This window comes from Pseudoduganella sp. R-34 (genome assembly GCF_049904655.1).
Lineage (GTDB): Bacteria > Pseudomonadota > Gammaproteobacteria > Burkholderiales > Burkholderiaceae_D > Rugamonas.
Genome location: NZ_CP184572.1, coordinates 3229159 through 3247889 on the forward strand (window position 1 = coordinate 3229159; position 18731 = coordinate 3247889).

Consider the following 18731-nt stretch of genomic DNA (forward strand, 5'->3'; position numbering starts at 1 on the left):
TGTCAAGCCCGCTTAATAGCGGTTGGGGTTGTTGGGGCGCTCGTCCACCCGGTTAGGGACGCCGTCGTTGTCGCGATCGCGGTCGTAGCGGTTGGGGATGCCGTCACGGTCACGGTCGCCGCGCTCCCAGCGGCCGCGCTCCATGCGCCAGCGGCCATTGTCCATCTGGGCCCAGGCCGGTTCGCGCCAATAGTAGCCGTGGCGGGCGCGCACGTATTTGCCGTTGACCCAGACGTGGCGGTGGCCGTTCCAGCGCCAATAGCCCGGCGTCCATACGAAGCCGGAACGGGCAGGGGGAATCACTTCTTCTCGTGGTGGCGGTGGAGCAACACGGACTACGACCACATCGGCGCTGGCGACTGGTGCAAAGGCCAGCCCGCCGCCCAGGGAAGCCGCCAGAAGGGTGGCAATGAGTAATTTTTTCATGATTGGCTCCTTCCATTTCATCATAGTGGCCATTGTTGCTGGGGCTGCCGCGGCCGTATGTGCGCGCACTAGCTTTCATATCAGCATTGATTTTCTAGTAATATTGCGAAGTTCATGCCCCACCGGAGTTCCCATGCGTTCTTGCCTCACCCTTATTTCCTTGCTGCTGGCCTCCCATGCAGGCGCGCAAACCTCGCCAATGGCGCCGGATATCGTGTCCGGCTTCGAGGCGCCGCAAGAGCAGGCGGATTACGTCAAACGCGTGGTGATGATCCCGATGCGCGATGGCGTGCGCCTGCATACCGTGATCGTGGTGCCGAAGGGCGCCAGCAAGGCGCCGATCATCCTGACCCGTACGCCCTACAACGCTGATGGCCGCGCGCGTCGCAATGTCAGCCCCTATATGCAGTCCTCGCTGCCGCAGGGCGACGAAGTATTCGGGCGCGATTTCATCCGCGTGTTCCAGGACGTGCGCGGCAAATACGGCTCCGAGGGCGATTACGTGATGAACCGCCCCGTGCGCGGCCCGCTGAATACCAGCCAGACCGATCATGGCACCGATGCCTGGGACACCATCGACTGGCTGGTGAAGAATGTGCCGGAAACGAACGGCAAGGTAGGCATGATCGGTTCTTCGTATGAAGGCTTTACCGTGCTGATGGCGCTGACCGAGCCGCATCCGGCGCTGAAAGCGGCGGTGCCAATGAGCGCGATGGTGGACGGCTGGCGCGGCGACGACTGGTTCCACAATGGCGCCTTCCGCGTCAATACGCTGGACTACATCGCCAGCCAGAATACGGTGAAGGGCCGCGGCGAGCCGCTGGCGACCGGGGCTTATGACGATTACGACGTGGTGCTGCGCGGCGGTTCGGTGGCTGGCCTGGCGCGCAAATATGGGCTGGACCAGCTCAATTTCACCAGGAAGCTGTTCGAGCATCCCGCTTACGACAGCTTCTGGCAGGAGCAGGCGCTGGACCGCATCCTGGCCAAGCGTCCTTTATCCGTGCCGACCATGCATGTAGTAGGGCAGTGGGACCAGGAAGATATCTACGGCACTTACGCGACTTATGCAGCGCTGGAAAAGCAGGACAAGGACAATAAGCTGAATTTCCTCGCGGTCGGGCCATGGCGTCACAGCGGCGTCAATTACGACGGCTCCTCGCTGGGCGCCTTGCAGTTCACCGGCGATACGGCGCTGGAATTCCGGCGCGATGTGATGGTGCCGTTCCTGAAGCAATACCTGGTTGACGGCGCGCCAGCCGCGGACACGCCACCGGTACTGAGCTACCAGACCGGCAGCAACAAGTGGCAGCGACTGGCGCAATGGCCGGTGTCGTGCGCGTCGGGCTGCGCGTCGGCGGCAAAGGCGCTCTATCTGCAGGATGGCTTCAAGCTGTCTTGGTCGCAGGCGGGCAATGCCAAGGGCTTCGACGAGTATGTGGCCGATCCGGCCAAGCCGGTGCCTTTCGTGCCGCGCCCTGTGCGCATGGGCGATGAAAACGTGTGGAAGCCCTGGCTGGTGCAGGACCAGCGCTTCGTCAGCGACCGTACCGACGTGTTGAGCTATGTGTCGGAACCCTTGAAAGAGCCGCTGGTGCTGTCCGGCGCGCCTCAGGTGCACTTGCTGGCGTCGACCTCGGGCAGCGACGCGGACTGGGTGGTCAAGGTGATCGACGTATACCCCGACGAGGTGCCGTCGCAGCCCAAACTGGGGGGCTACCAGCTGCCGCTGTCGATGGATATCCTGCGCGGGCGCTATCGCGACAGTTTCGAGAAGCCGTCGGCTATTCCGTCGAACAAGCCGGTGCAGTTCAACTTCGCGCTGCCGCCGGTGAACCACGTCGTGCAGCCGGGACATCGCTTGATGATCCAGGTGCAGTCAAGCTGGTTCCCGCTATATGACCGTAATCCGCAGACCTTCGTGCCGAACATCTTCCTCGCTGCGCCGGGCGACTACAAGAAGGCGACGCAGCGCGTGTTCCATGGCAGCTCGGTAGAGTTGCCGGTGGTAGGTAAGCAATGAATCTCGTACATGCCCGCTAGGAGCGTTGATGGAATTTCGCTGGACTGACTCGACCGAAAAGCTCGACTGGGAAGAAATGTCGGAGCTGTATCGCATCGCACCTCTTGGCATCAAGAGCGGCGAGTGGCTGAAGACCGGTTATTCGAACAGCATGTTCAAGTGCATTGCGTTCGACGGCGAACGAATCGTCGCCGCGGGGCGCGCTGTTGCCGACGGCGTCGATTGCTCCTATCTCTGCGACATTGTGGTTCACCCGGCTTACCAGGGTTCGGGGCTCGGGAAGGAGCTCATACAAAGACTGGTCGACCTGTCCCGGGGCCACCGAAAGATCATCCTGTATGCCGTTCCTGGGAAAGAGCCATTCTATGAAAAGTTCGGATTTCGCCGCATGAACACGGCCATGGCGATATTTGCGGACCCTCAGAAGGCGGCCGCAGACGGCTATACAGAGTGAGATGTACTCATATTTTATGAACTCTAGAAAGGAGGTTCGTTCAAATGCTGCACACAGCTAACTGCCGAATCACACAAAATGGAGCAACATATGCAAGTACATATCTTCAGAGGTCCCGGCCGCATCTTCGGCTTTACCGCACAACCATCGGGTGAAAACCTGCCACGGAAGTATGCGCCATGGTCGGAATTCAGGACCATCGAGCTTCGCAAGGGCGAGCATACACCGGGTGTTGATGCGAACGAATGCCTGGATGACATCGAGACTTATGGAGTGCACGTCACCGATGCGCACTCCCGAATCACTGAGGAAGCAATTCGTTAAGCGGTTCCCGCTACATGCGTCTGAATTGCGGCCGGGAAGGCCTGCGCTGGTGGCCTAACCCCACCGTTTACCGGTCTGTTGCGACGTATTGCGGCTGACCGGCACTTTGGGTCGCTTCGAAGGAGAAGAAGTTGCAGACCGTCCCATGCGTACTTTCAGGTCAAGTCTTAGCTACTATAGTTGAATGATTATGCGACGTCTCACGAAGGTCGAGGACCGGTTTCAAGTTGCCGGACTAGGTCTGATCGTCGTCCCAGGTCCATCGAGAACAGAAGTGGCGGGCGGGGCCAATATTCCTGTCGAACTCCGCCTACCAGATGGATCAGTCCTGCACGCGCATGCGACACTACGACACGTTTTCCAGTCGCCTCCGCCACCACCGGCTGTGGCAGCGCAGTGGGTTTGCATTCTATCGGGAGTATTAAATGAAAATGTTCCTATCGGTACCGAAGTCTGGAGCTGCAATGTTGCATGACCCATCGCTCCGGCGGTCCGCCCATTGTCATCGCTGGAAACCACAAAAATGAGTTACAGATTTCATTTCACCTTTGAAGCGGATTGGCGCAGTGCTCCGGGAGCGTACTGGGTGCACGTGCCGGCCGCTGATGACCCTGGAACATTTATTCCTTCGGCACCGAAGGAGGTGCCGCATAAGGGCTTCGCCATGCTGCATGTGGAGTTCGATGTATTCGATCTGTGGTTTAGTTCCCGAGCCCAAATCGACCATTACATAGAGGTTCTTTCGATGACCGCTTTGCCAACTACTCGCCAGCTTTCGAGGTCCCGCGGTGTCGGAGCAGGACCTAATCAACATTGGTTAAGCCGCCTTCCCGGTAGGCTAAAATCTTCGCGGGTACGCCCGGCGCTGGTAAAGGCGCTTCGCGAAGCGAGGGAGTTTGCGACCGCAAACTCGCCCAGGAATGCTTTCCATCTGTACTCGAAAGAGGGGACCGCATAATGCCTCGCGGGCAGCTCTTGGCCGCGTTTATTGTCGGCGGGCAAGCCAAACGACGACAGTGATATGCACATAGGGACCTTTTAATTGCTACGCATACTGCCATTTCTCGTACTGCTTCTCTGGTCTTCGATTGCGCTTGCCAAGGATATCTTCATTCATTCGCATCATCCGGTCTCGAAGAGGTTCGCGATCTTCGAAGATAATGAGACGGTTGCCTATCTTTACTTAACAAAACCAGGTGCGCAGCGGCCGGAGAAAGATGCCGTTGCTTACTCCCGCGTCCCGCCAGCTCCAGAAGTGGATTGGAAAGTCATTGGGCAGACCGGCGAAGTGCCTCCGCTTCCAAGAGACGTCGCGAGCTCTCAAGCGCTCATTCGAAATCCGCGTGAACAGGAGTTCACATTTAAATGGTCCTCTAGCGGCGAGGCAGTAGCGTTGCTACGCAGCGGAGTTCCCATTGCCTTCGCAGCTGCATCAGAAAAATTTGGATACTCAAAGGCGGTTTCAAAATCCAGCCACCTTGCCAATGCATGGGACCAGAAACGTTACGACGCCATCTTCGGGAAATAGCTTGTCGAGGGAGAAGAACCAAACTGTTCGCTGTCGCTAACTGCCGCTTAAGTCATAACTCTTATCGACGACCGGGAGAAATACAATTGAAGTCTTCACTGCTCTTTCTTACGGCGTTTGCGTATGCTGCCGTTAGCGCGGCCGAGCCGCCTTACACCTTCATCGAAGGCAAGGTGCCCGAAGATGTGCAGCCGGATGGGAATTCGATTGTGTTCGAGGGCCCAAAGGAGATCCTGGTGATCGATACCGGCCGTCATCCAGAGCACACCGACAAGATCATCGCCGTTGCAAAGGCGCGAAATAAACCCATCACGGCCATCATCAACACGCACTGGCACCTCGATCATGCGACCGGCAATGCTCGCATCCGTTCTGCCTATCCTGGCGCGAAGCTTTACGCGAGTACGGCCGTCGAGGGGGCGTTGCAAGGCTTCTTGATCCGGAATGTCGAAAAGGCGAAAGCGAGGCTGGAAGATCCATCGGTGCCCGAACCGCGCAAGGCCGATACGCGGCTGTACCTGAACGCGATCAACGATCCTGCCAACCTGGTCCCCGACCAGCCAGTCAAGGGAGCGATGTCGATAAATGTTGGCGACCGCGAACTGCAACTGCATCTGGCCAAATACGCGGCAACCGAAGGCGACGTCTGGGTCCATGATCCGGCCAGCAAGACCGTGTTCGTTGGTGACCTGGTGGTGGTGCCGTTGCCGTTCTTTGATACTGGCTGTGCGGAAGGCTGGCGGAAGGCGCTTGCTGAGATCGACAAAGTTGATTTCCAGACATTGGTGCCGGGCCATGGCTTGCCGATGGATCATGCCGCGTTCTCCAATTACCGCAGCGCGTTTGACGCATTCACCGCTTGCGCCGAAAGCAGTCAGCCTACGGCCAGCTGCGTCGCAGTCTGGATGCAGAAGGGGGCGGCCTTCGTGGCCATGCATCCGGACCCCAAGTATTCGGAAGCTGCGCTTGCGTACTATGTTGACCAGGTATTGCGCATACCCGCCAAGCGCGCTGAATATTGCGGCAATCCGAATGAAGCCGCTCGATGAGCCCATCATGGATACTCCCGGTGTGCGAGCTCACCGGCCAGTGGCGCAGGCTTTCCGGGCGAAATTAGTCTGGCGGAGCGTCCTCCTGGCGGCGGTATCGCTGGCGCCGGTCCAGTGTGGGGATATCCCTGGCGGCAGCCGTCGAGGCAGTGGAAGCTGGCTGGTGGCGGGCTTGTGTGGGGATGGGCGGTACTCGGGGAAGGCGTGAATGCCTGGCCGGTGCGGGCGCAGTGGTTGGCGGCAGTACGGTCGAAAATCCAGCCGGTGTCTGCGCGGGCAGCGGCGGTGCAAGCGTTTGCGCAGGCGCGGTTCGCAAGACGGGCATCCTTTCCAGTTCGCGGCGATAGGCATCGGCGCGCTTCCAGTTGTTTTCGTGAGGAAATAGCAGTGCCACTTCTGCCCAGGCACTGCGCGAAATGCCTTTGCAGCGGCAGATGAAAGCATGCGGCGAAACCCGTTCGCCTTGATACATGATGGAATCGCCAAGGACCTCGGCATATGCGAAGCCTGTACGGTTCCATGCACGCAACTGAGTGCCTTCTGGCAGGAAAACGGTTTTCCACTGGTAGCCGCGATGGCGGATGGCCGGTCCTTTGCCCAGCTCGCCACGGGTAAGCCACTCCTCGATCGCTAATGCCGCCAGTTCGCCGGCGCTCGCCTCGCCGGGACTGGCTTCAACATATTGCAATAGCCGGCACAAGGTACCGGCGGGTAACGCCAGAGTCGCTATGTCTTTCATGCTGTTTTCCTCCGCTGTTTTGCGCTGAAACGCGCTGTTTTCCGCTGCTCTTGTCTTGGACCGGGTCGTGCAGAGAGAGTTCCAGAAAAAGCAGCGGAAAACAGCGGAAAACAGCAGAAAACAGCGCGTCATTTCAGCGGAAACGCCATAGGCAGCCAGGTCGATTTACCTGTACCTGTGCCGGGTGCCGCGATCTATGCCAGACGCATCAGGACGGCGCCGGCGGCGATGGCTGCAATGGCGAGGGCGCGCTTGCTGCCTATGCGTTCGGACAGGAAGAATTTGGCGATCAGTGCGGCAAACAGGATCGAAGTCTCGCGCAGGGCTGCGACGGCGGCGAGCGGGGCGACCGTCATTGCCCACAAGGCCAGGCCGTATGCGCCAAGTGTGCCGGCGCCGCCGAGGATGGCGACATGCCAGAATTGTCTGGCATAGGCGCGCAGTTCACGCGGACAGCGGAACAGGCACCAGGCCAGCAGCCCGATGGCGCTCAGAACGTGCAGCCACATCACATAAGCTGCGGGAGCGGCGGAGGCGCGGGCGCCGAGGCCGTCGAGCAGCGTATAAGCGGCGATGACCAGGGCATTCAGCAAGGCGTAGGCGCTTGAGCGGCGGCGCGAACCTGCATCTGCGCCGTCGCCGTCAGCGGGACGTGTGGCGAACCAAAGGCCGAAGATGCCGCCGCTGATGCACGCTACGGCGGCGTATTGGGGCGTGCTAAGGTGCTCGCCCAGCAGGGGCACGCTGGCGATGGCGACCAGCAGCGGGGCGCTGCCGCGCATCAGCGGATACGCGTGGCTCATGTCGCCGTGGCGGTAGGCTGCCGCGAGCAAGCCGTAGTAAGCGTAGTGGATGACCGTGGAGGCCAGCGCGTAAGGCCAGCTAGCGGCGGCGGGTTGTGCGAGGAAGGGCAGCAGCGGCAGCGAGATCAGTGCGGCGCCGCTGGCCACCAGCACGCTGCTCAGGAAGGGATCGCGGCCTTTCTTGACCAGCGCATTCCAGCCGGCGTGCAGCAGCGCGCCGCACAGGACGATGGCGACTACCGAGGGCGCCATCAGCGGGGCCGCACGCTTTCGGCGAGGATTTCCGGGCGGTGGTAGCGCTGGAAGCCTTCCATTACCACGTTCGATTTGGCGGCGCGTTCCAGCAGCTCGAGCAGCAGGGCGCGGTCATCCGGGTCCAGCGAAGACCGGGAAACGTAGACGCCGGTCTGCTGCCATGGCAGTTCGGGAATCGGCTCCATGCGCAGCCGGTCCAGCATGCCGTTCACGCGTGCTTCCCGGTTGATGGCGCCGGCCAGGATGGTCGGCCCCATGATCGTGAGGTCCACCGCGCCAACGTATAGCAGGCGAGCGACTGCGCTCGGCTCCACTTCGGTGAACAGGCGGCCCTGGCGCGCCAGCTCGCGCACGATGGCCTGGTAGGCGTCGCCATAGTCGTAGCCGCGGACAATTGCCACGCGCAGGTCGCGCCGGTCCAGCAAGTCCTGGGCATTGGCAATTTGCGGCCGCGGGCTTTGCAGGGAAATCAGTACGGCGCGGTGCCCCGCCATCGGCACGAAGATGCCGCTGACGTCGCGCGCCGGTGTGCGGGTGGCCGGCACCAGCAGGTCGGCCTTGCCGGACTCGAACAGCAGTTCCTGCCGGGCGCGCGGGACCGAGCTGAAAACGAAGTGGCAGCCTGCGCGCGGGCCAAGGCTGCGGAATATCTCCGGATAGATTCCGCTGTATGTCCCGTTGTTGACGATGACGCTGACACCGGTGGTCGATACCGGCACCACGATGTCGCGCGAGCAGTCGGCATGGGACGGCAAAGCCGCCGCCGCCAGCGGCAGGGCGGCGAGCAACCGGCGGAAGAAGCTGTGCGCGCGTCCGGTCATGGGCTGATTATGCGCCTGTTTCCGAAGTCGCCGTCGTGGCCATATGGTGTTGGCGGAAGTAGCGCCGGGCGACGTAGATGCCGACCGCCTGCATCGCCGCGCACAGGAAGAAGGTGCTGCCGATGCGCCAGTCGCTCGGGGGCAGGTGGCTGACCGTGCCGAGGATGGCGCCGCCCAGCAAAGGCATGATCACCGTACCAAGGCTGCTGATCGACTGCAGGGAGCCCATCAGCTCGCCCTGTTCGTTGGCCGGCGTGGCCTTGGACACGATGCCTTGCAGCGCCGGGCCGGCGGCGAAGGCCAGCAGGTTGCACAGGATGAAGACATACATCATCCAGCCGTGCGTGGCCAGGCCATACAGCATGTAGGTGATGGCGCCCGAGGTCAGGCCCAGCAGCGACAGGCGTACCTCGCCGAACTTGCGGATCAGGACCCCGAGCAGGCCGGCCTGCACCACGGCTGCCGTCAGGCCAACGCAGAACAGCGCCGCGCCGTTCTCCGCCGGGCTCCAGCCGAAGCGGAAGTGGGTGTACAGCACCCAGGTCGACTGCAGCATCATTTGCGCGCCGGTCACCAGGGCGAACGTGATGACCAGGCCGCGGATATCCTGGCGCCGGGCCAGCTTGGCCAGCGAGTTGAACGGGTTGACCGACACCAGCTTGAATTTGGTGCGCTGTGCTTCCGGCAGCGATTCGGGCACGAAGAAGTAGCCGTAGATGAAGTTGGCGAACGATAGCGCCGCCGCGACGTAGAAAGGCAGGTGCAGGTTGACGTCGCCCAGCAAGCCGCCCAGCATCGGCCCGCAGATGAAACCGAGGCCGAAAGTGGCGCCGATTTTGCCGAAGCTCTTGGCGCGGTCTTCATGGCTGGAGATGTCGGAAGCATACGCGGAGGCGACCGACATGCTGGCCGAGGACATGCCGCCGATCACGCGGCCGATGAAAAGGCAGGCCAGGTTGGGCGCCCAGGCCGTGGTCAGGAAGTTGATGCCCATGCCGGCCATGGAGTACAGCAGCACGGGACGGCGGCCGACCCGGTCGCTGATCGCCCCCAGCATCGGCATGAAGATGAACTGCAGCAGGCCGAAGGTGGCGCCCAGGATGCCGTACCACAGCGCGTGCAGTTCACGGTCCTGCACATACTGGCCGACCAGGATCGGCAGCACCGGCACGATGATCCCGATGCCCAGCATGTCGATGAAGATGCTGACGAGGACGAAGTTCAGGTTGCCTTTCGATCTGGTGTCTGGCGCAAGCTCGCTCATGCTGCCACCGCCCATTCTGCGACGAAGCTGTCGCGAAAGGCCAGCAGCTCCTGCAGGCGCCGTTCGCCCAGCGCGCGGCCGGCGGCGGTCTGCATGGTGCCGGGCAGGGTGGCCAGCTTTACCTCAATGTGGTCCAGCGAATAGGCCTTGTCATTGCGCTCGCGGTTCAGCGCGAGCGGATCGTCCGGGTGCGCCAGCGCGGTGCCCAGGCGGCCTGCAATGTAGAACATGCGTGCGAGGCCGACGGCGCCCAGCGCATCCAGCCGGTCGGCATCCTGCACGATGCGCGCTTCCAGCGTGGTCGGCTGCAGCGCGGCGGAGAAGCTGTGGGTTTCGATGGCGTGGGCGACCGCATCCAGGCGCTCGGCCGGGAAGCCCGCTTCGGCCAGTTGGGCGCGCGCCAGCACGGCAGCCTGGCGCGAGGCGAGGTGGCGTTCCGGGTGGTTCTTCGGCAGGTTGACCAAGTCGTGCAGGTAGCAGGCGGCCATCACGACCAGGTGGTCGGCGCCGGGATGCTGTTCCAACAACAGGCTGGCGTTGCGCCACACCCGGTGCAAATGGTTGATGTCGTGGGCGCCGTCGTCGCCCGCTGCTGCGCTGGCCAGCGCGACCAGGCGCGGCTGCCAAGTGCTCAGAGAGATATCCATAAAACCTTGTTTCGTTTTTAGCTGCGCAATTGTGCCATGTATTTATCGCAAGCTTGTATGTTTCTCTAGAGCAAAATTCTTGGTGATTATTTTATTGGTCTACGGTAACATTATGCTGTCATCGTTCATAAGTGAAAAATTATCATGACTGCAACCACCAGCCAAGCTGCCGAGTTCCTGGCCTTTACCCTGGGCCAGGAAGAATACGGCATCGACATCCAGAAGGTCAGCGAGATTCGCAGCTACGAGAACCCGACCCGCATTGCCAGCGCGCCGGACTACGTGAAAGGCGTGATCAACCTGCGCGGCCTGATCGTGCCGATCATCGACATGCGCGTGCGCTTCCAGCTTGGCGAGCCGACCTACGGCCCGTTCACCGTGGTCATCATCCTGCACATCGGCAGCCGCACCGTGGGCATCGTGGTGGACGCCGTTTCCGACGTGACGACCCTGCAGCCGGAGCAGATCAAGGCGGCGCCCGACATCAGCGGATCGATGGATACTGAATACATCACCGGCCTGGGCACCATCGATGACCGCATGCTGATCCTGGTTGATATTGAACGCCTGATGTCTTCGGCTGACATGGGCCTGATCGAGAAGATGGCGGCATGAACTTCCTGAACAACCTGAGCATCGGCAAGCGCCTGGCATTTGGCTTTGCGGTGACGCTTGCATTGTCGATCGTGATTGCCGCCCTCGGCGTCTGGCGCCTGCAGCAAGTGGCCGGGGCCACGCGCCATATGATGGAGACGCCGCTGGCGAAAGAGCGCATGATCTCCGACTGGTATTCGAAGATCGACAGCGCGATCCGCCGCACCACGGCAATTGCCCGCAGCAGCGACGCCTCGCTGGGCTCCTTCTTTGCCGAGGAATCGAAAGTATCGAGCGCCACCTCGGCCGAGCTGCAAAAGAAAATCGAACCGCTGATCAGCGACGCCGACGAGAAAGCCTTGTGGGAGCGCGTGATGGAGCAGCGCAAGGCGTACATCGCTTCGCGCGACAAGGTGGCCAAGCTGAAGACCGACGGTGAGCTGGAACAGGCAAACGAAGTCTTCGAGAAGACCTACCGCCCGGCTGCCGCGCAGTACCAGGAGCTGGTGCAGGACCTGCTGTCGATGCAGCGCGGGAAGATCGACGCCATCGGCAAGGAAATCGACAGTATTTCTTCCACCAGCCGCAAGCTGTTGACGGTATTGGCGGTGCTGGCCGTGGTCTTCGGCGCGGCGTGCGCCTTTATGCTCACCAAGGGCATCACCACGCCGCTGTCGCGCGCAGTCGATGCGGCGCGCCGCGTGGCGGCGGGCGACCTGACCGGCGACATCCGCGTGCACGGCAGCGATGAAACCGGCCAGCTGCTGGGCGCCTTGCGCGACATGAACCAGGCCTTGCTGAACATCGTCAGCGAAGTGCGCAACGGCACCCATTCGATCACGATTGCATCCAGCGAGATCGCGGCCGGCAACCAGGACCTGTCGGCGCGCACCGAGCAGCAGGCCGCGTCGCTGGAAGAAACCGCCTCGTCGATGGAAGAGCTGACGTCGACTGTCAAGCAGAATGCCGACAATGCGCGCCAGGCCAACCAGTTGGCCGGGGCCGCGGCTTCGGTGGCGCGCAAGGGCGGCAGCGTGGTGTCGGAAGTGGTGGGCACCATGGAGTCGATCGATGCCTCTTCGCGCAAGATCGTGGACATCATCGCCGTGATCGACGGCATCGCGTTCCAGACCAACATCCTGGCGCTGAATGCCGCGGTGGAAGCGGCACGCGCCGGCGAGCAGGGCCGCGGCTTCGCGGTCGTGGCATCGGAAGTGCGCAACCTGGCGCAGCGCTCGGCAGCGGCAGCGAAAGAGATCAAGGAATTGATCGGCGACTCGGTCGAGAAGGTCAATGCCGGGACGCGCCTGGTGTCGGACGCGGGTAACACGATGGAAGAAATCGTCTCCAGCGTGCAGCGCGTGTCGGACATCATCAGCGAGATCACTGCCGCCAGCGCCGAGCAGAGCTCCGGCATCGATGAAGTCTACAAGGCTGTCGGCCAGATGGACCAGGTCACGCAGCAGAATGCCGCCCTGGTGGAAGAAGCGGCAGCTGCCGCCGAATCCATGCAGCACCAGGCCAGCAACCTGGCTGACGTGGTCAGCGTGTTCAAGGTGCGCTAAGCGGCGCCTGCGCGGATGGCCTGTTGCGACAGGCGGTCCGCATCGCCATTCCTGTGGCGCGGCACCCAGCGCACGTTCACCAGCGTCAGTGCCGCCATCAAATGCCCCACGCGGGCGCGATGTTCTTCCAATGCTTTGGCGCCAGCCTGCGGCGACAGCAGCACATCCTGCACCACCACCTGGCTGTCGCCGTACACCAGCAGTTCCGCTACGCCCAGTTCCACCGCCTTTTCCAGGGCGGCGATCAGGGCCAGGTATTCGGCGTCGCCGCTGCTGCCGTGGCCTGCGCGGCGGCATATTTCCACGCGTTCGCCGGCCGGGCCGGACAACAGCACGCCGATGCCGATGCGGCCCGGATTGGGATGGGCGGAGCCGTCGAACCAGGCGCGCCATGCTGCGGGAGAGGCGGCGACGGGCTGGCGCGCGAGTTTTTCAGCGCGCGCACGTTCTTGTCTTATCTGCATAGGTGAAGGGGCATGAAAAGGCCGCCTGGACCGCGCAACAGGCTGTTGCGGGCCAGGCGGCCATTTTCACACGCCGTTAGCGGCGGCGAGGATTGTCCGGGCGGTGGTCGTAGCGGTTGGGCACGCCGTCGCCATCGCGGTCGCGGTCATATCGGTTTGGCACGCCGTCGTTGTCGCGGTCGCGGTCATAGCGGTCCGGCACGCCGTCGTGGTCGCGGTCCCGGTAGCGGTCGCGATGGTGGTCGCGATAGTAGTAATTGTCGCGGTGGACATCGCGGTAGCCGTAGCCGGGGCCCTGGACGTAGCTTGGGCGGCTATCGTAGACGGTCCAGCCGCCTTCACGCCATCCCCAGCCGTTGTCGACACGGACCCATTGCGAAGGGGCGTAGCGGTAGCCCGGACGTTCCTGCAGCCAGTGGCCGGCGACCCAGACGTGGCGGTAGCCGTCCCAGCGCCATACGCCAGGGGCCCATACATAGCCGTAACGCGGCGGCGGCACGCTTTCAAAACGCAGTGGTGGAGGAGCGTTGCCGATCACGACGCTGAAATCAACCTGCGCCAGCGCGGCGGTCGGTGCTAATGCAACCGTGCCAAGTGCCAGGGCGGCTGCAGCGATGAGTTTCGATTTGAACATGGCTTTTCTCCTGTTTGGTGATGCGCTGAGTTCAATATACCAAGCGCTGCGAAGAGGCGAAAAGCCTGATTCAGTTTTTTACAAATCCCGCAGGGAAGTAACAATTGCTCAGATCTTGTCGCCCGGGGCAGCTTTGCGTTCTGCCGCCAGCGAGGCCTGCTTTTCCGCTTCGCTCATGCGCTTGGCAGCGACCACCACCACCGGCACCGCAGGCGCTGCCCGGGACGCGCTGGCGGCGGCAGCCGGCGCCGTCGTTTCATCGGCGCGGTTTTCAAGCACCAGGCTGGCGGCGCAGGCCAGGCCGATCATGGCGATGAACAGGGCTTCGAAATTTCGCAGGGCTTTCATGATGTTCTCCGCTTGAGGACTATCCATGTGCACACTGTATCCATGCCGCCTGCCGCCAGCCACCGGCGTGCGACAAGCGGTCCAAAACGTGGTGCGAAATGCAAAAAAGCCGGGCTTTTGCGGCCGAATCGCGAACAGAAGGGAAATCGTCCCTCATACGGAGCGAATGGATGGGCTGCCCATGTGCCAAGATAGGGAGGTGTGTAATGGGCAAATGGGCCCATGGCGCCCTGATACAATCGACAGGCGCAGGGTCAGACAAGGAGTGGGAAATGTTCAAGATGTTTGGTTTTGGCGGCGTGAAGTGCCCGCGATGCGGGCACCGCAACGGCGACAGCTCCGACTACTGCAGCCATTGCGGCCTGTCGCTCGGCGCGCCGCGCGGCGAGCCCGTGGTGCGCGACAACCGCTGGATCCCGGCCAGCGATGAGCTGGCGGTGTTCTTTGGCGTGCGCCAGCTCTCCGGCCTCTTCACCAAGACCCTGCACGTGCCGGCCGCGGCACGCGCTTTCATCCTGCAGGGCGAACAGGTCAGCGAGGTGCCGCAGGGCGACTACGAGCTGGACGGCCTGTTCGCGCGCCTGGGCAAGCTGCGGCGCGACGAGCCGGGCGAAATCCTGGTCACCCGCAGCTCGCCGCTGCCTGTCGAGTTCAATTTCACCGACTTGCTGAGCGCCGAATTCCTGAAGCTGGCCGCGCATTTCACGGTCGGCCTGGTGGTGCAGGACGTGCCCGCCTTTGCGCGCCATTTCATGACAGCGCCGGGTACCGTCACCACGCTGCAGCTGCACGACCTGCTGGCGCCGTCCATGCGCCAGCTTGCGGCCGAATTCCTGGGCAGCCGTTCTGTGCGCGACATGGCCAGTACCAGCGTGCTGCGCGAGCAGCTCAACGAACGCCTGCACAGCGCGCTGGGCCAGCGCCTGGCCGAATTCGGCCTGGCGGCGGCGCAGGTGGAAACCTTGTCACTTCGACACGATAAATACGATGACAACCGCGAGCGGGAGGGGAGCCTGTTCCTGGTGGCGGACGAGCGCCAGCGGCAGCTGGAGCACGTCAAGCAGCTCGACCAGCTGTACAACGAGGAAGAATGGCAGGCCATCAGCCGCCAGGAGCAGAAAATGCGCAGCGATTTCCGGCGCGCCGAGCTGAAGGCCGAAGCCGAGGAGCAGATGCAAGCCATCCGCGCCCGCGAAATCGACCTGTATGGCCGCATCGTGGCGGCCAAATCGCGCAAGCAGGCCTTCGAACACGGCGCCGGGCTGGCCCTGGCCGACCTGGAACATGAACTGGCGCGCCACAAGTCGCTGCATGCCGGCGAGGCGGCCCAGTGGGACCAGGTGCGCCGCCTGGCGCAGATCAAGATGCGCACCGAGATGGAACTGGCGCAGCAGGCGGGCCTTGAGGAAAAGGCACTGGCCAGGCAGCGCTTCTCGCACCAGTTGTACCAGCAGCAGCTGCAGTACCGCGTCCAGCAGGCGCTGGCCATCGAGGACGAAGAGCACCGCCGCAAGCAGCTCCAGCTGCTGCGCAAGGCCGAAACCGACGCCACGCAGCGCGAGCAGGAGATCGAGGCCGAGCACCACCGGGCGAAATTCCAGGGCCTGGCCCTGGCCAACGCCGCCCGCCATCGGGAGGCGGAGCGCATCGTCGAGTGGGAGGAAGAACAGCACCTGGCCCGCAAGCGCGAGCTGGCGCGCGGCGAGCAAGCCAAGGACGCCAGCGCGCATGTCCATGTGGCCGAAATCAGCGCCAAGCTGGAAGAATTGAAGCGCAGCGGCGCAGCCGCCGAATCGGTGGCCCAGTATGAAAAGCTGCTGCGCACCATCGAGGCCGACGGCGTGCAGCAGCGCCAGGGGCAAAGCCTGGCGCGCCAGGCAATGCTCGACCAGGTGGCCGTGGAAGAACAGCGCCTGCAGCTGAAACTGCGCGACCAGGAAGCGCAGTGGCAGCAGTCGCTGAAAAAGATGGAAGCGGAGCGAGAAGAGCGCTTCAACCGCTGGAAGGTGGAATACGACAGCATGGTGGCGCAGCAGCAGCACGCCGCCGACCTGGCGCGCATCGACATCGACCGGCTGGAGGCAATCGGCCGCATGAGCGATACGGCCAAGATTGCGCTGGCAGCGACGCCGAACGCCGAAGCGCTGTCGCGCCTGATGCGCCAGCAGGCCCAGGCCGCGATGTCGCCCGAGCAGCTGCAGGCACTGGCCGGCGTGGTCGCCGCCGAGAACAGCATCACCACGGCCGAGGCGCTGCGCCTGGCGCGCGAGGAAGTGCGGGATGAACGCTCTTATCGCGACACGGTGGGCGACAAGGAACGCCAGCACCAGCTCGACCTGCTGCGGGCGCAAGCGAGCGTCGGCGTGTCGGCGGCGCGCCGTTGCCGGAATGGCCATATGGTGCCGACCGATTGCGGCGACGCGAAATTTTGTCCAGAATGCGGGGCGCCGCTGGCGAGGTAAAGCACGAGAGAGATGCAGACAGCCCGAGACAAGATTCGCGAACTGCGTGCCCTGCACGAAGATGGCCTGTTAAGCCTGCAAGAGTTCGACCGCCGCAAGAATGCCATCCTGGACGCCGAATACGCGCCGCCGGGAGGGGCGGCAGCACCCATCGCCATCCCGCGCCAGGGCACCGAGCTTGGCCTGATGGCCGGCCAGGAAATCGGCCCGCACAACCGGCGCTACCGGCTGGAGCGCCTGATCGGCATGGGCGGCATGGGCCAGGTATGGCAAGCCACTGACCTGGCGACCCATGCTGAACTGGGCCACAGCGCCGTGGTTGCGCTGAAGATCCTGCCGCCGCAGCTTACCCAAAGCCCGGCCCACGCCAAGCTGCTGATCGAAGAAGCGACCCAGGCGCGCCGCCTGGCGCATGACAATATCGTGCGCGTCTACGAATGGGCGCAGGACCCCGCTACTTCCAGCTATTTCATCATCATGGAATGCCTCGAGGGGCAGGATCTCGAGGCTTGGCTGGCGGAGCATGGCAAGGCTACGCCGGCACAGGTCGAGCAGATGCTGCGGCCGGTGGCCAATGCGCTGCAATACGCCTGGGGCAAGCACCGCCTGGTGCACCGCGACCTCAAGCCGGGCAATGTGTTCCTGACCGCGGCCGGCGAAATCAAGCTGCTCGATTTCGGCATCGCCTCGCGCGCGCGGTCGACCGGCACCGACCTTGGCATGGCGACGCCCAATGCCGGCACTGCCGGCTACCGGGCGCCGGAGGCCGGCACCGGGCAGGGCGCGCCGCGGCCGCAGCTGGACGTCTATGCGGTAGCGGTGATGATCTACCAGCTGCTGGAAGGGCGCCTGCCGTTCGACCAGCCCACCGCCCTGCTCGAGCCGCCCAAGCCGGCGGCGCTCAACGCGCAGCAATGGGAAGTATTGAAGCACGGCTTCGCCAACCGCGCCAGCGAGCGGCCGGAATCGGTGGCCGCGCTGCTTGACGCATTAAGGGATGCCGCCGGGCCGAACGCCGAAGAAGCGGCGCAGCGCGAAGCAGCCAGCAAGGAACGGGCCGCTGCGGAACAGCAGGAACGCGAAGCGCGAGCCGCGCGTGAACAACGGGCCCGCAACGATGCCATCGCCCGCGCCGAGGAGGAAGAGCAGCGGCGCCAGAAGGAAGTTGAACTGGCCGCCCGGCGCAAGGCGGAAGCGCAGGCCGCGGCGCAGGAAAAGGCGCGCCAGGAGCAGCTTCGCCGCGAACAGGAAAAGCAGCGCAAGGCGCAGGCCGAGCAGGAAGCGAAGGAGCGCAAGGAGCGCCTGCGGCAGCAACTGATTGCGCGCCGCGATGCCGATGCGTTGAAAGCGCGCCAGGCCGAGGAAGAATACCAGCGCAAGATGGCGCAGCTGAAGGCGGAAGCAGCCTACCGCGCAGAGCAGGAGCGCCACCGCAAGGAGCAGGCGGCGCGCAAGGCCGCCGAACTGGCGGCGCTGCTGCCGAGCGCCAGCAGCCCGGTAGCCGATGCGGAAGGCGTGCTGCGCGACCGCTTCACCGATGGCAGCGGCGTCGGGCCGGACCTGGTGCTGATCCCGACCGGCCGCTTCCAGATGGGCTCCAACGAACATGAGCACAAGGCTGCCGTGAAGGCCGGGGCGCAGAAAACTTCGCTGGACAAGGAATTGCCGGCGCACTGGGTCGGCATCGAGCACTCCTTTGCACTGGGCCGCTATCCGGTGACCGTGGGCGAGTGGCGCGTCTTCGTGAAGGCGACGGGCTGGCAGTCGAAGCTGGACGTCGACTGGCAGCACCCAGGCTTTGCGCAGGATGAGCGCCACCCCGTGGTATGCGTCAGCTGGCACGACGCGCAGCTGTACCTGCAGTGGCTTGGCGAGAAAACCGGCCAGCAATACCGCCTGCCGAGCGAAGCGGAATGGGAATACGCCTGCCGCGCCGGCAGCCACACGGCGTTCAGCTTCGGCGACCAGATCACGCCGGAACACGCCAACTACGACGGCCATTTCACCTACAACGACGGCCCCAAAGGCAACAGCCATGGCGGCACGACCCGCGTGGGCAGCTACCAGCCCAATCCATGGGGCCTGTTCGACATGCACGGCAATGTATGGGAGTGGACGCAGGACACGGTGCACGATAACTACCTTGGCGCACCCATCGACGGCAGTGCATGGGAGCAGGGCGGCGACAAGGCGCGCCGCATCCTGCGCGGCGGAGCATGGCTGTACCAGCCGCGCTACCTGCGTTCGGCCATGCGCAATGGCTATTCGGCACTGCTGGCAAACGATGTGGTGGGCTTCCGCGTAGCGCGCAAGTTGGTGTAAATTGCTGGC

General features: G+C 63.3%; 18 protein-coding genes. 9 read left to right on the forward strand and 9 right to left on the reverse strand.

Features of this window, described 5'->3' with window-relative positions:
- Positions 1-12: 12 nt before the first annotated feature.
- Positions 13-426, reverse strand: coding sequence for a YXWGXW repeat-containing protein (locus tag ACN9MW_RS14970; protein WP_426171862.1), 414 nt, complete (start codon positions 424-426; stop codon positions 13-15).
- Positions 427-559: 133 nt separating this feature from the next.
- On the opposite strand from ACN9MW_RS14970, the gene ACN9MW_RS14975 reads away from it, so the two are divergent.
- The 5 genes from ACN9MW_RS14975 to ACN9MW_RS14995 all read left to right on the forward strand — a co-directional run bounded on the left by ACN9MW_RS14975 (position 560) and on the right by ACN9MW_RS14995 (position 5804).
- Entirely contained in the window at positions 560-2449 is a 1890-nt protein-coding gene (locus ACN9MW_RS14975; protein ID WP_426171863.1) for a CocE/NonD family hydrolase, read from the forward strand.
- Positions 2450-2477: 28 nt separating this feature from the next.
- Positions 2478-2903, forward strand: a complete 426-nt coding sequence (locus ACN9MW_RS14980; protein WP_426171865.1) for a GNAT family N-acetyltransferase — start codon at positions 2478-2480, stop codon at positions 2901-2903.
- Between the two features lie 90 nt (positions 2904-2993).
- On the forward strand, positions 2994-3227 hold the full coding sequence (locus ACN9MW_RS14985; RefSeq protein WP_426171867.1) for a hypothetical protein: 234 nt from the start codon (positions 2994-2996) through the stop codon (positions 3225-3227).
- 1042 nt (positions 3228-4269) lie between these two features.
- A complete protein-coding gene (locus tag ACN9MW_RS14990; protein WP_426171868.1) occupies positions 4270-4755 on the forward strand; it encodes a hypothetical protein in 486 nt (161 codons plus the stop codon).
- An 86-nt stretch (positions 4756-4841) separates the two neighbouring features.
- Complete coding sequence (locus ACN9MW_RS14995) at positions 4842-5804, forward strand: MBL fold metallo-hydrolase (RefSeq protein WP_426171870.1); 963 nt, start codon at positions 4842-4844, stop codon at positions 5802-5804.
- Between the two features lie 64 nt (positions 5805-5868).
- Here the strand turns inward: ACN9MW_RS14995 and ACN9MW_RS15000 are convergent, their stop codons facing one another.
- From ACN9MW_RS15000 to ACN9MW_RS15020, 5 genes are all read right to left on the reverse strand, one after another.
- Positions 5869-6675, reverse strand: a complete 807-nt coding sequence (locus ACN9MW_RS15000; protein ID WP_426171872.1) for a hypothetical protein — start codon at positions 6673-6675, stop codon at positions 5869-5871.
- Positions 6676-6737: 62 nt separating this feature from the next.
- The gene (locus tag ACN9MW_RS15005) at positions 6738-7598 is read right to left on the reverse strand and encodes an EamA family transporter (protein ID WP_426171873.1); all 861 of its coding nucleotides are present in this window, start codon (positions 7596-7598) and stop codon (positions 6738-6740) included.
- Positions 7598-8422, reverse strand: a complete 825-nt coding sequence (locus ACN9MW_RS15010) for a substrate-binding periplasmic protein (protein ID WP_426171875.1) — start codon at positions 8420-8422, stop codon at positions 7598-7600. Before ACN9MW_RS15010 ends, ACN9MW_RS15005 begins: the two co-directional genes overlap by 1 nt.
- Before the next feature lie 7 nt (positions 8423-8429).
- Complete coding sequence (locus tag ACN9MW_RS15015) at positions 8430-9686, reverse strand: TCR/Tet family MFS transporter (RefSeq protein ID WP_426171877.1); 1257 nt, start codon at positions 9684-9686, stop codon at positions 8430-8432.
- Positions 9683-10333 carry an HD domain-containing protein gene (locus ACN9MW_RS15020; RefSeq protein WP_426171879.1) on the reverse strand — a complete coding sequence of 217 codons (651 nt, stop codon included), beginning with the start codon at positions 10331-10333 and terminating at the stop codon, positions 9683-9685. Before ACN9MW_RS15020 ends, ACN9MW_RS15015 begins: the two co-directional genes overlap by 4 nt.
- 144 nt (positions 10334-10477) lie before the next feature.
- Here ACN9MW_RS15020 and ACN9MW_RS15025 point away from each other — a divergent pair, with 144 nt between their 5' ends.
- On the forward strand, positions 10478-10948 hold the full coding sequence (locus tag ACN9MW_RS15025) for a chemotaxis protein CheW (RefSeq protein ID WP_426171881.1): 471 nt from the start codon (positions 10478-10480) through the stop codon (positions 10946-10948).
- Positions 10945-12492 (forward strand): methyl-accepting chemotaxis protein, encoded by a 1548-nt coding sequence (locus tag ACN9MW_RS15030; RefSeq protein WP_426171883.1) that lies wholly within the window; start codon positions 10945-10947, stop codon positions 12490-12492. The genes ACN9MW_RS15025 and ACN9MW_RS15030 overlap by 4 nt, the downstream gene beginning before the upstream one ends.
- Here the strand turns inward: ACN9MW_RS15030 and ACN9MW_RS15035 are convergent.
- From ACN9MW_RS15035 to ACN9MW_RS15045, 3 genes are all read right to left on the reverse strand, one after another.
- A complete protein-coding gene (locus ACN9MW_RS15035) occupies positions 12489-12956 on the reverse strand; it encodes a ribonuclease HI family protein (protein ID WP_426171884.1) in 468 nt (155 codons plus the stop codon). The genes ACN9MW_RS15030 and ACN9MW_RS15035 overlap by 4 nt on opposite strands.
- Positions 12957-13032: 76 nt before the next feature.
- Positions 13033-13590 (reverse strand): YXWGXW repeat-containing protein, encoded by a 558-nt coding sequence (locus ACN9MW_RS15040; protein ID WP_426171886.1) that lies wholly within the window; start codon positions 13588-13590, stop codon positions 13033-13035.
- A gap of 108 nt (positions 13591-13698) precedes the next feature.
- Positions 13699-13938: a hypothetical protein gene (locus ACN9MW_RS15045; RefSeq protein WP_426171888.1), complete on the reverse strand. Its 240-nt coding sequence runs from the start codon at positions 13936-13938 to the stop codon at positions 13699-13701.
- Between the two features lie 272 nt (positions 13939-14210).
- On the opposite strand from ACN9MW_RS15045, the gene ACN9MW_RS15050 reads away from it, so the two are divergent.
- The gene (locus ACN9MW_RS15050; protein WP_426171889.1) at positions 14211-16400 is read left to right on the forward strand and encodes a zinc-ribbon domain-containing protein; all 2190 of its coding nucleotides are present in this window, start codon (positions 14211-14213) and stop codon (positions 16398-16400) included.
- Positions 16401-16412: 12 nt separating this feature from the next.
- On the forward strand, positions 16413-18722 hold the full coding sequence (locus tag ACN9MW_RS15055; protein ID WP_426171891.1) for an SUMF1/EgtB/PvdO family nonheme iron enzyme: 2310 nt from the start codon (positions 16413-16415) through the stop codon (positions 18720-18722).
- Positions 18723-18731 lie beyond the last annotated feature (9 nt).

What these genes read in the sequence shown, in the direction of transcription:
- ACN9MW_RS15000 (WP_426171872.1), bottom strand. Translation starts at nt 6,675, where the DNA reads ATGACGCGCTGTTTTCTGCTGTTTTCCGCTGTTTTCCGCTGCTTTTTC.
- ACN9MW_RS14975 (WP_426171863.1), top strand. Translation starts at nt 560, where the DNA reads ATGCGTTCTTGCCTCACCCTTATTTCCTTGCTGCTGGCCTCCCATGCA.
- ACN9MW_RS15035 (WP_426171884.1), bottom strand. Translation starts at nt 12,956, where the DNA reads ATGCAGATAAGACAAGAACGTGCGCGCGCTGAAAAACTCGCGCGCCAG.
- ACN9MW_RS15040 (WP_426171886.1), bottom strand. Translation starts at nt 13,590, where the DNA reads ATGTTCAAATCGAAACTCATCGCTGCAGCCGCCCTGGCACTTGGCACG.
- ACN9MW_RS15025 (WP_426171881.1), top strand. Translation starts at nt 10,478, where the DNA reads ATGACTGCAACCACCAGCCAAGCTGCCGAGTTCCTGGCCTTTACCCTG.
- ACN9MW_RS15010 (WP_426171875.1), bottom strand. Translation starts at nt 8,422, where the DNA reads ATGACCGGACGCGCGCACAGCTTCTTCCGCCGGTTGCTCGCCGCCCTG.
- ACN9MW_RS15015 (WP_426171877.1), bottom strand. Translation starts at nt 9,686, where the DNA reads ATGAGCGAGCTTGCGCCAGACACCAGATCGAAAGGCAACCTGAACTTC.
- ACN9MW_RS14980 (WP_426171865.1), top strand. Translation starts at nt 2,478, where the DNA reads ATGGAATTTCGCTGGACTGACTCGACCGAAAAGCTCGACTGGGAAGAA.
- ACN9MW_RS15055 (WP_426171891.1), top strand. Translation starts at nt 16,413, where the DNA reads ATGCAGACAGCCCGAGACAAGATTCGCGAACTGCGTGCCCTGCACGAA.
- ACN9MW_RS14970 (WP_426171862.1), bottom strand. Translation starts at nt 426, where the DNA reads ATGAAAAAATTACTCATTGCCACCCTTCTGGCGGCTTCCCTGGGCGGC.
- ACN9MW_RS14985 (WP_426171867.1), top strand. Translation starts at nt 2,994, where the DNA reads ATGCAAGTACATATCTTCAGAGGTCCCGGCCGCATCTTCGGCTTTACC.
- ACN9MW_RS15050 (WP_426171889.1), top strand. Translation starts at nt 14,211, where the DNA reads ATGTTCAAGATGTTTGGTTTTGGCGGCGTGAAGTGCCCGCGATGCGGG.
- ACN9MW_RS15045 (WP_426171888.1), bottom strand. Translation starts at nt 13,938, where the DNA reads ATGAAAGCCCTGCGAAATTTCGAAGCCCTGTTCATCGCCATGATCGGC.
- ACN9MW_RS15005 (WP_426171873.1), bottom strand. Translation starts at nt 7,598, where the DNA reads ATGGCGCCCTCGGTAGTCGCCATCGTCCTGTGCGGCGCGCTGCTGCAC.
- ACN9MW_RS15030 (WP_426171883.1), top strand. Translation starts at nt 10,945, where the DNA reads ATGAACTTCCTGAACAACCTGAGCATCGGCAAGCGCCTGGCATTTGGC.
- ACN9MW_RS15020 (WP_426171879.1), bottom strand. Translation starts at nt 10,333, where the DNA reads ATGGATATCTCTCTGAGCACTTGGCAGCCGCGCCTGGTCGCGCTGGCC.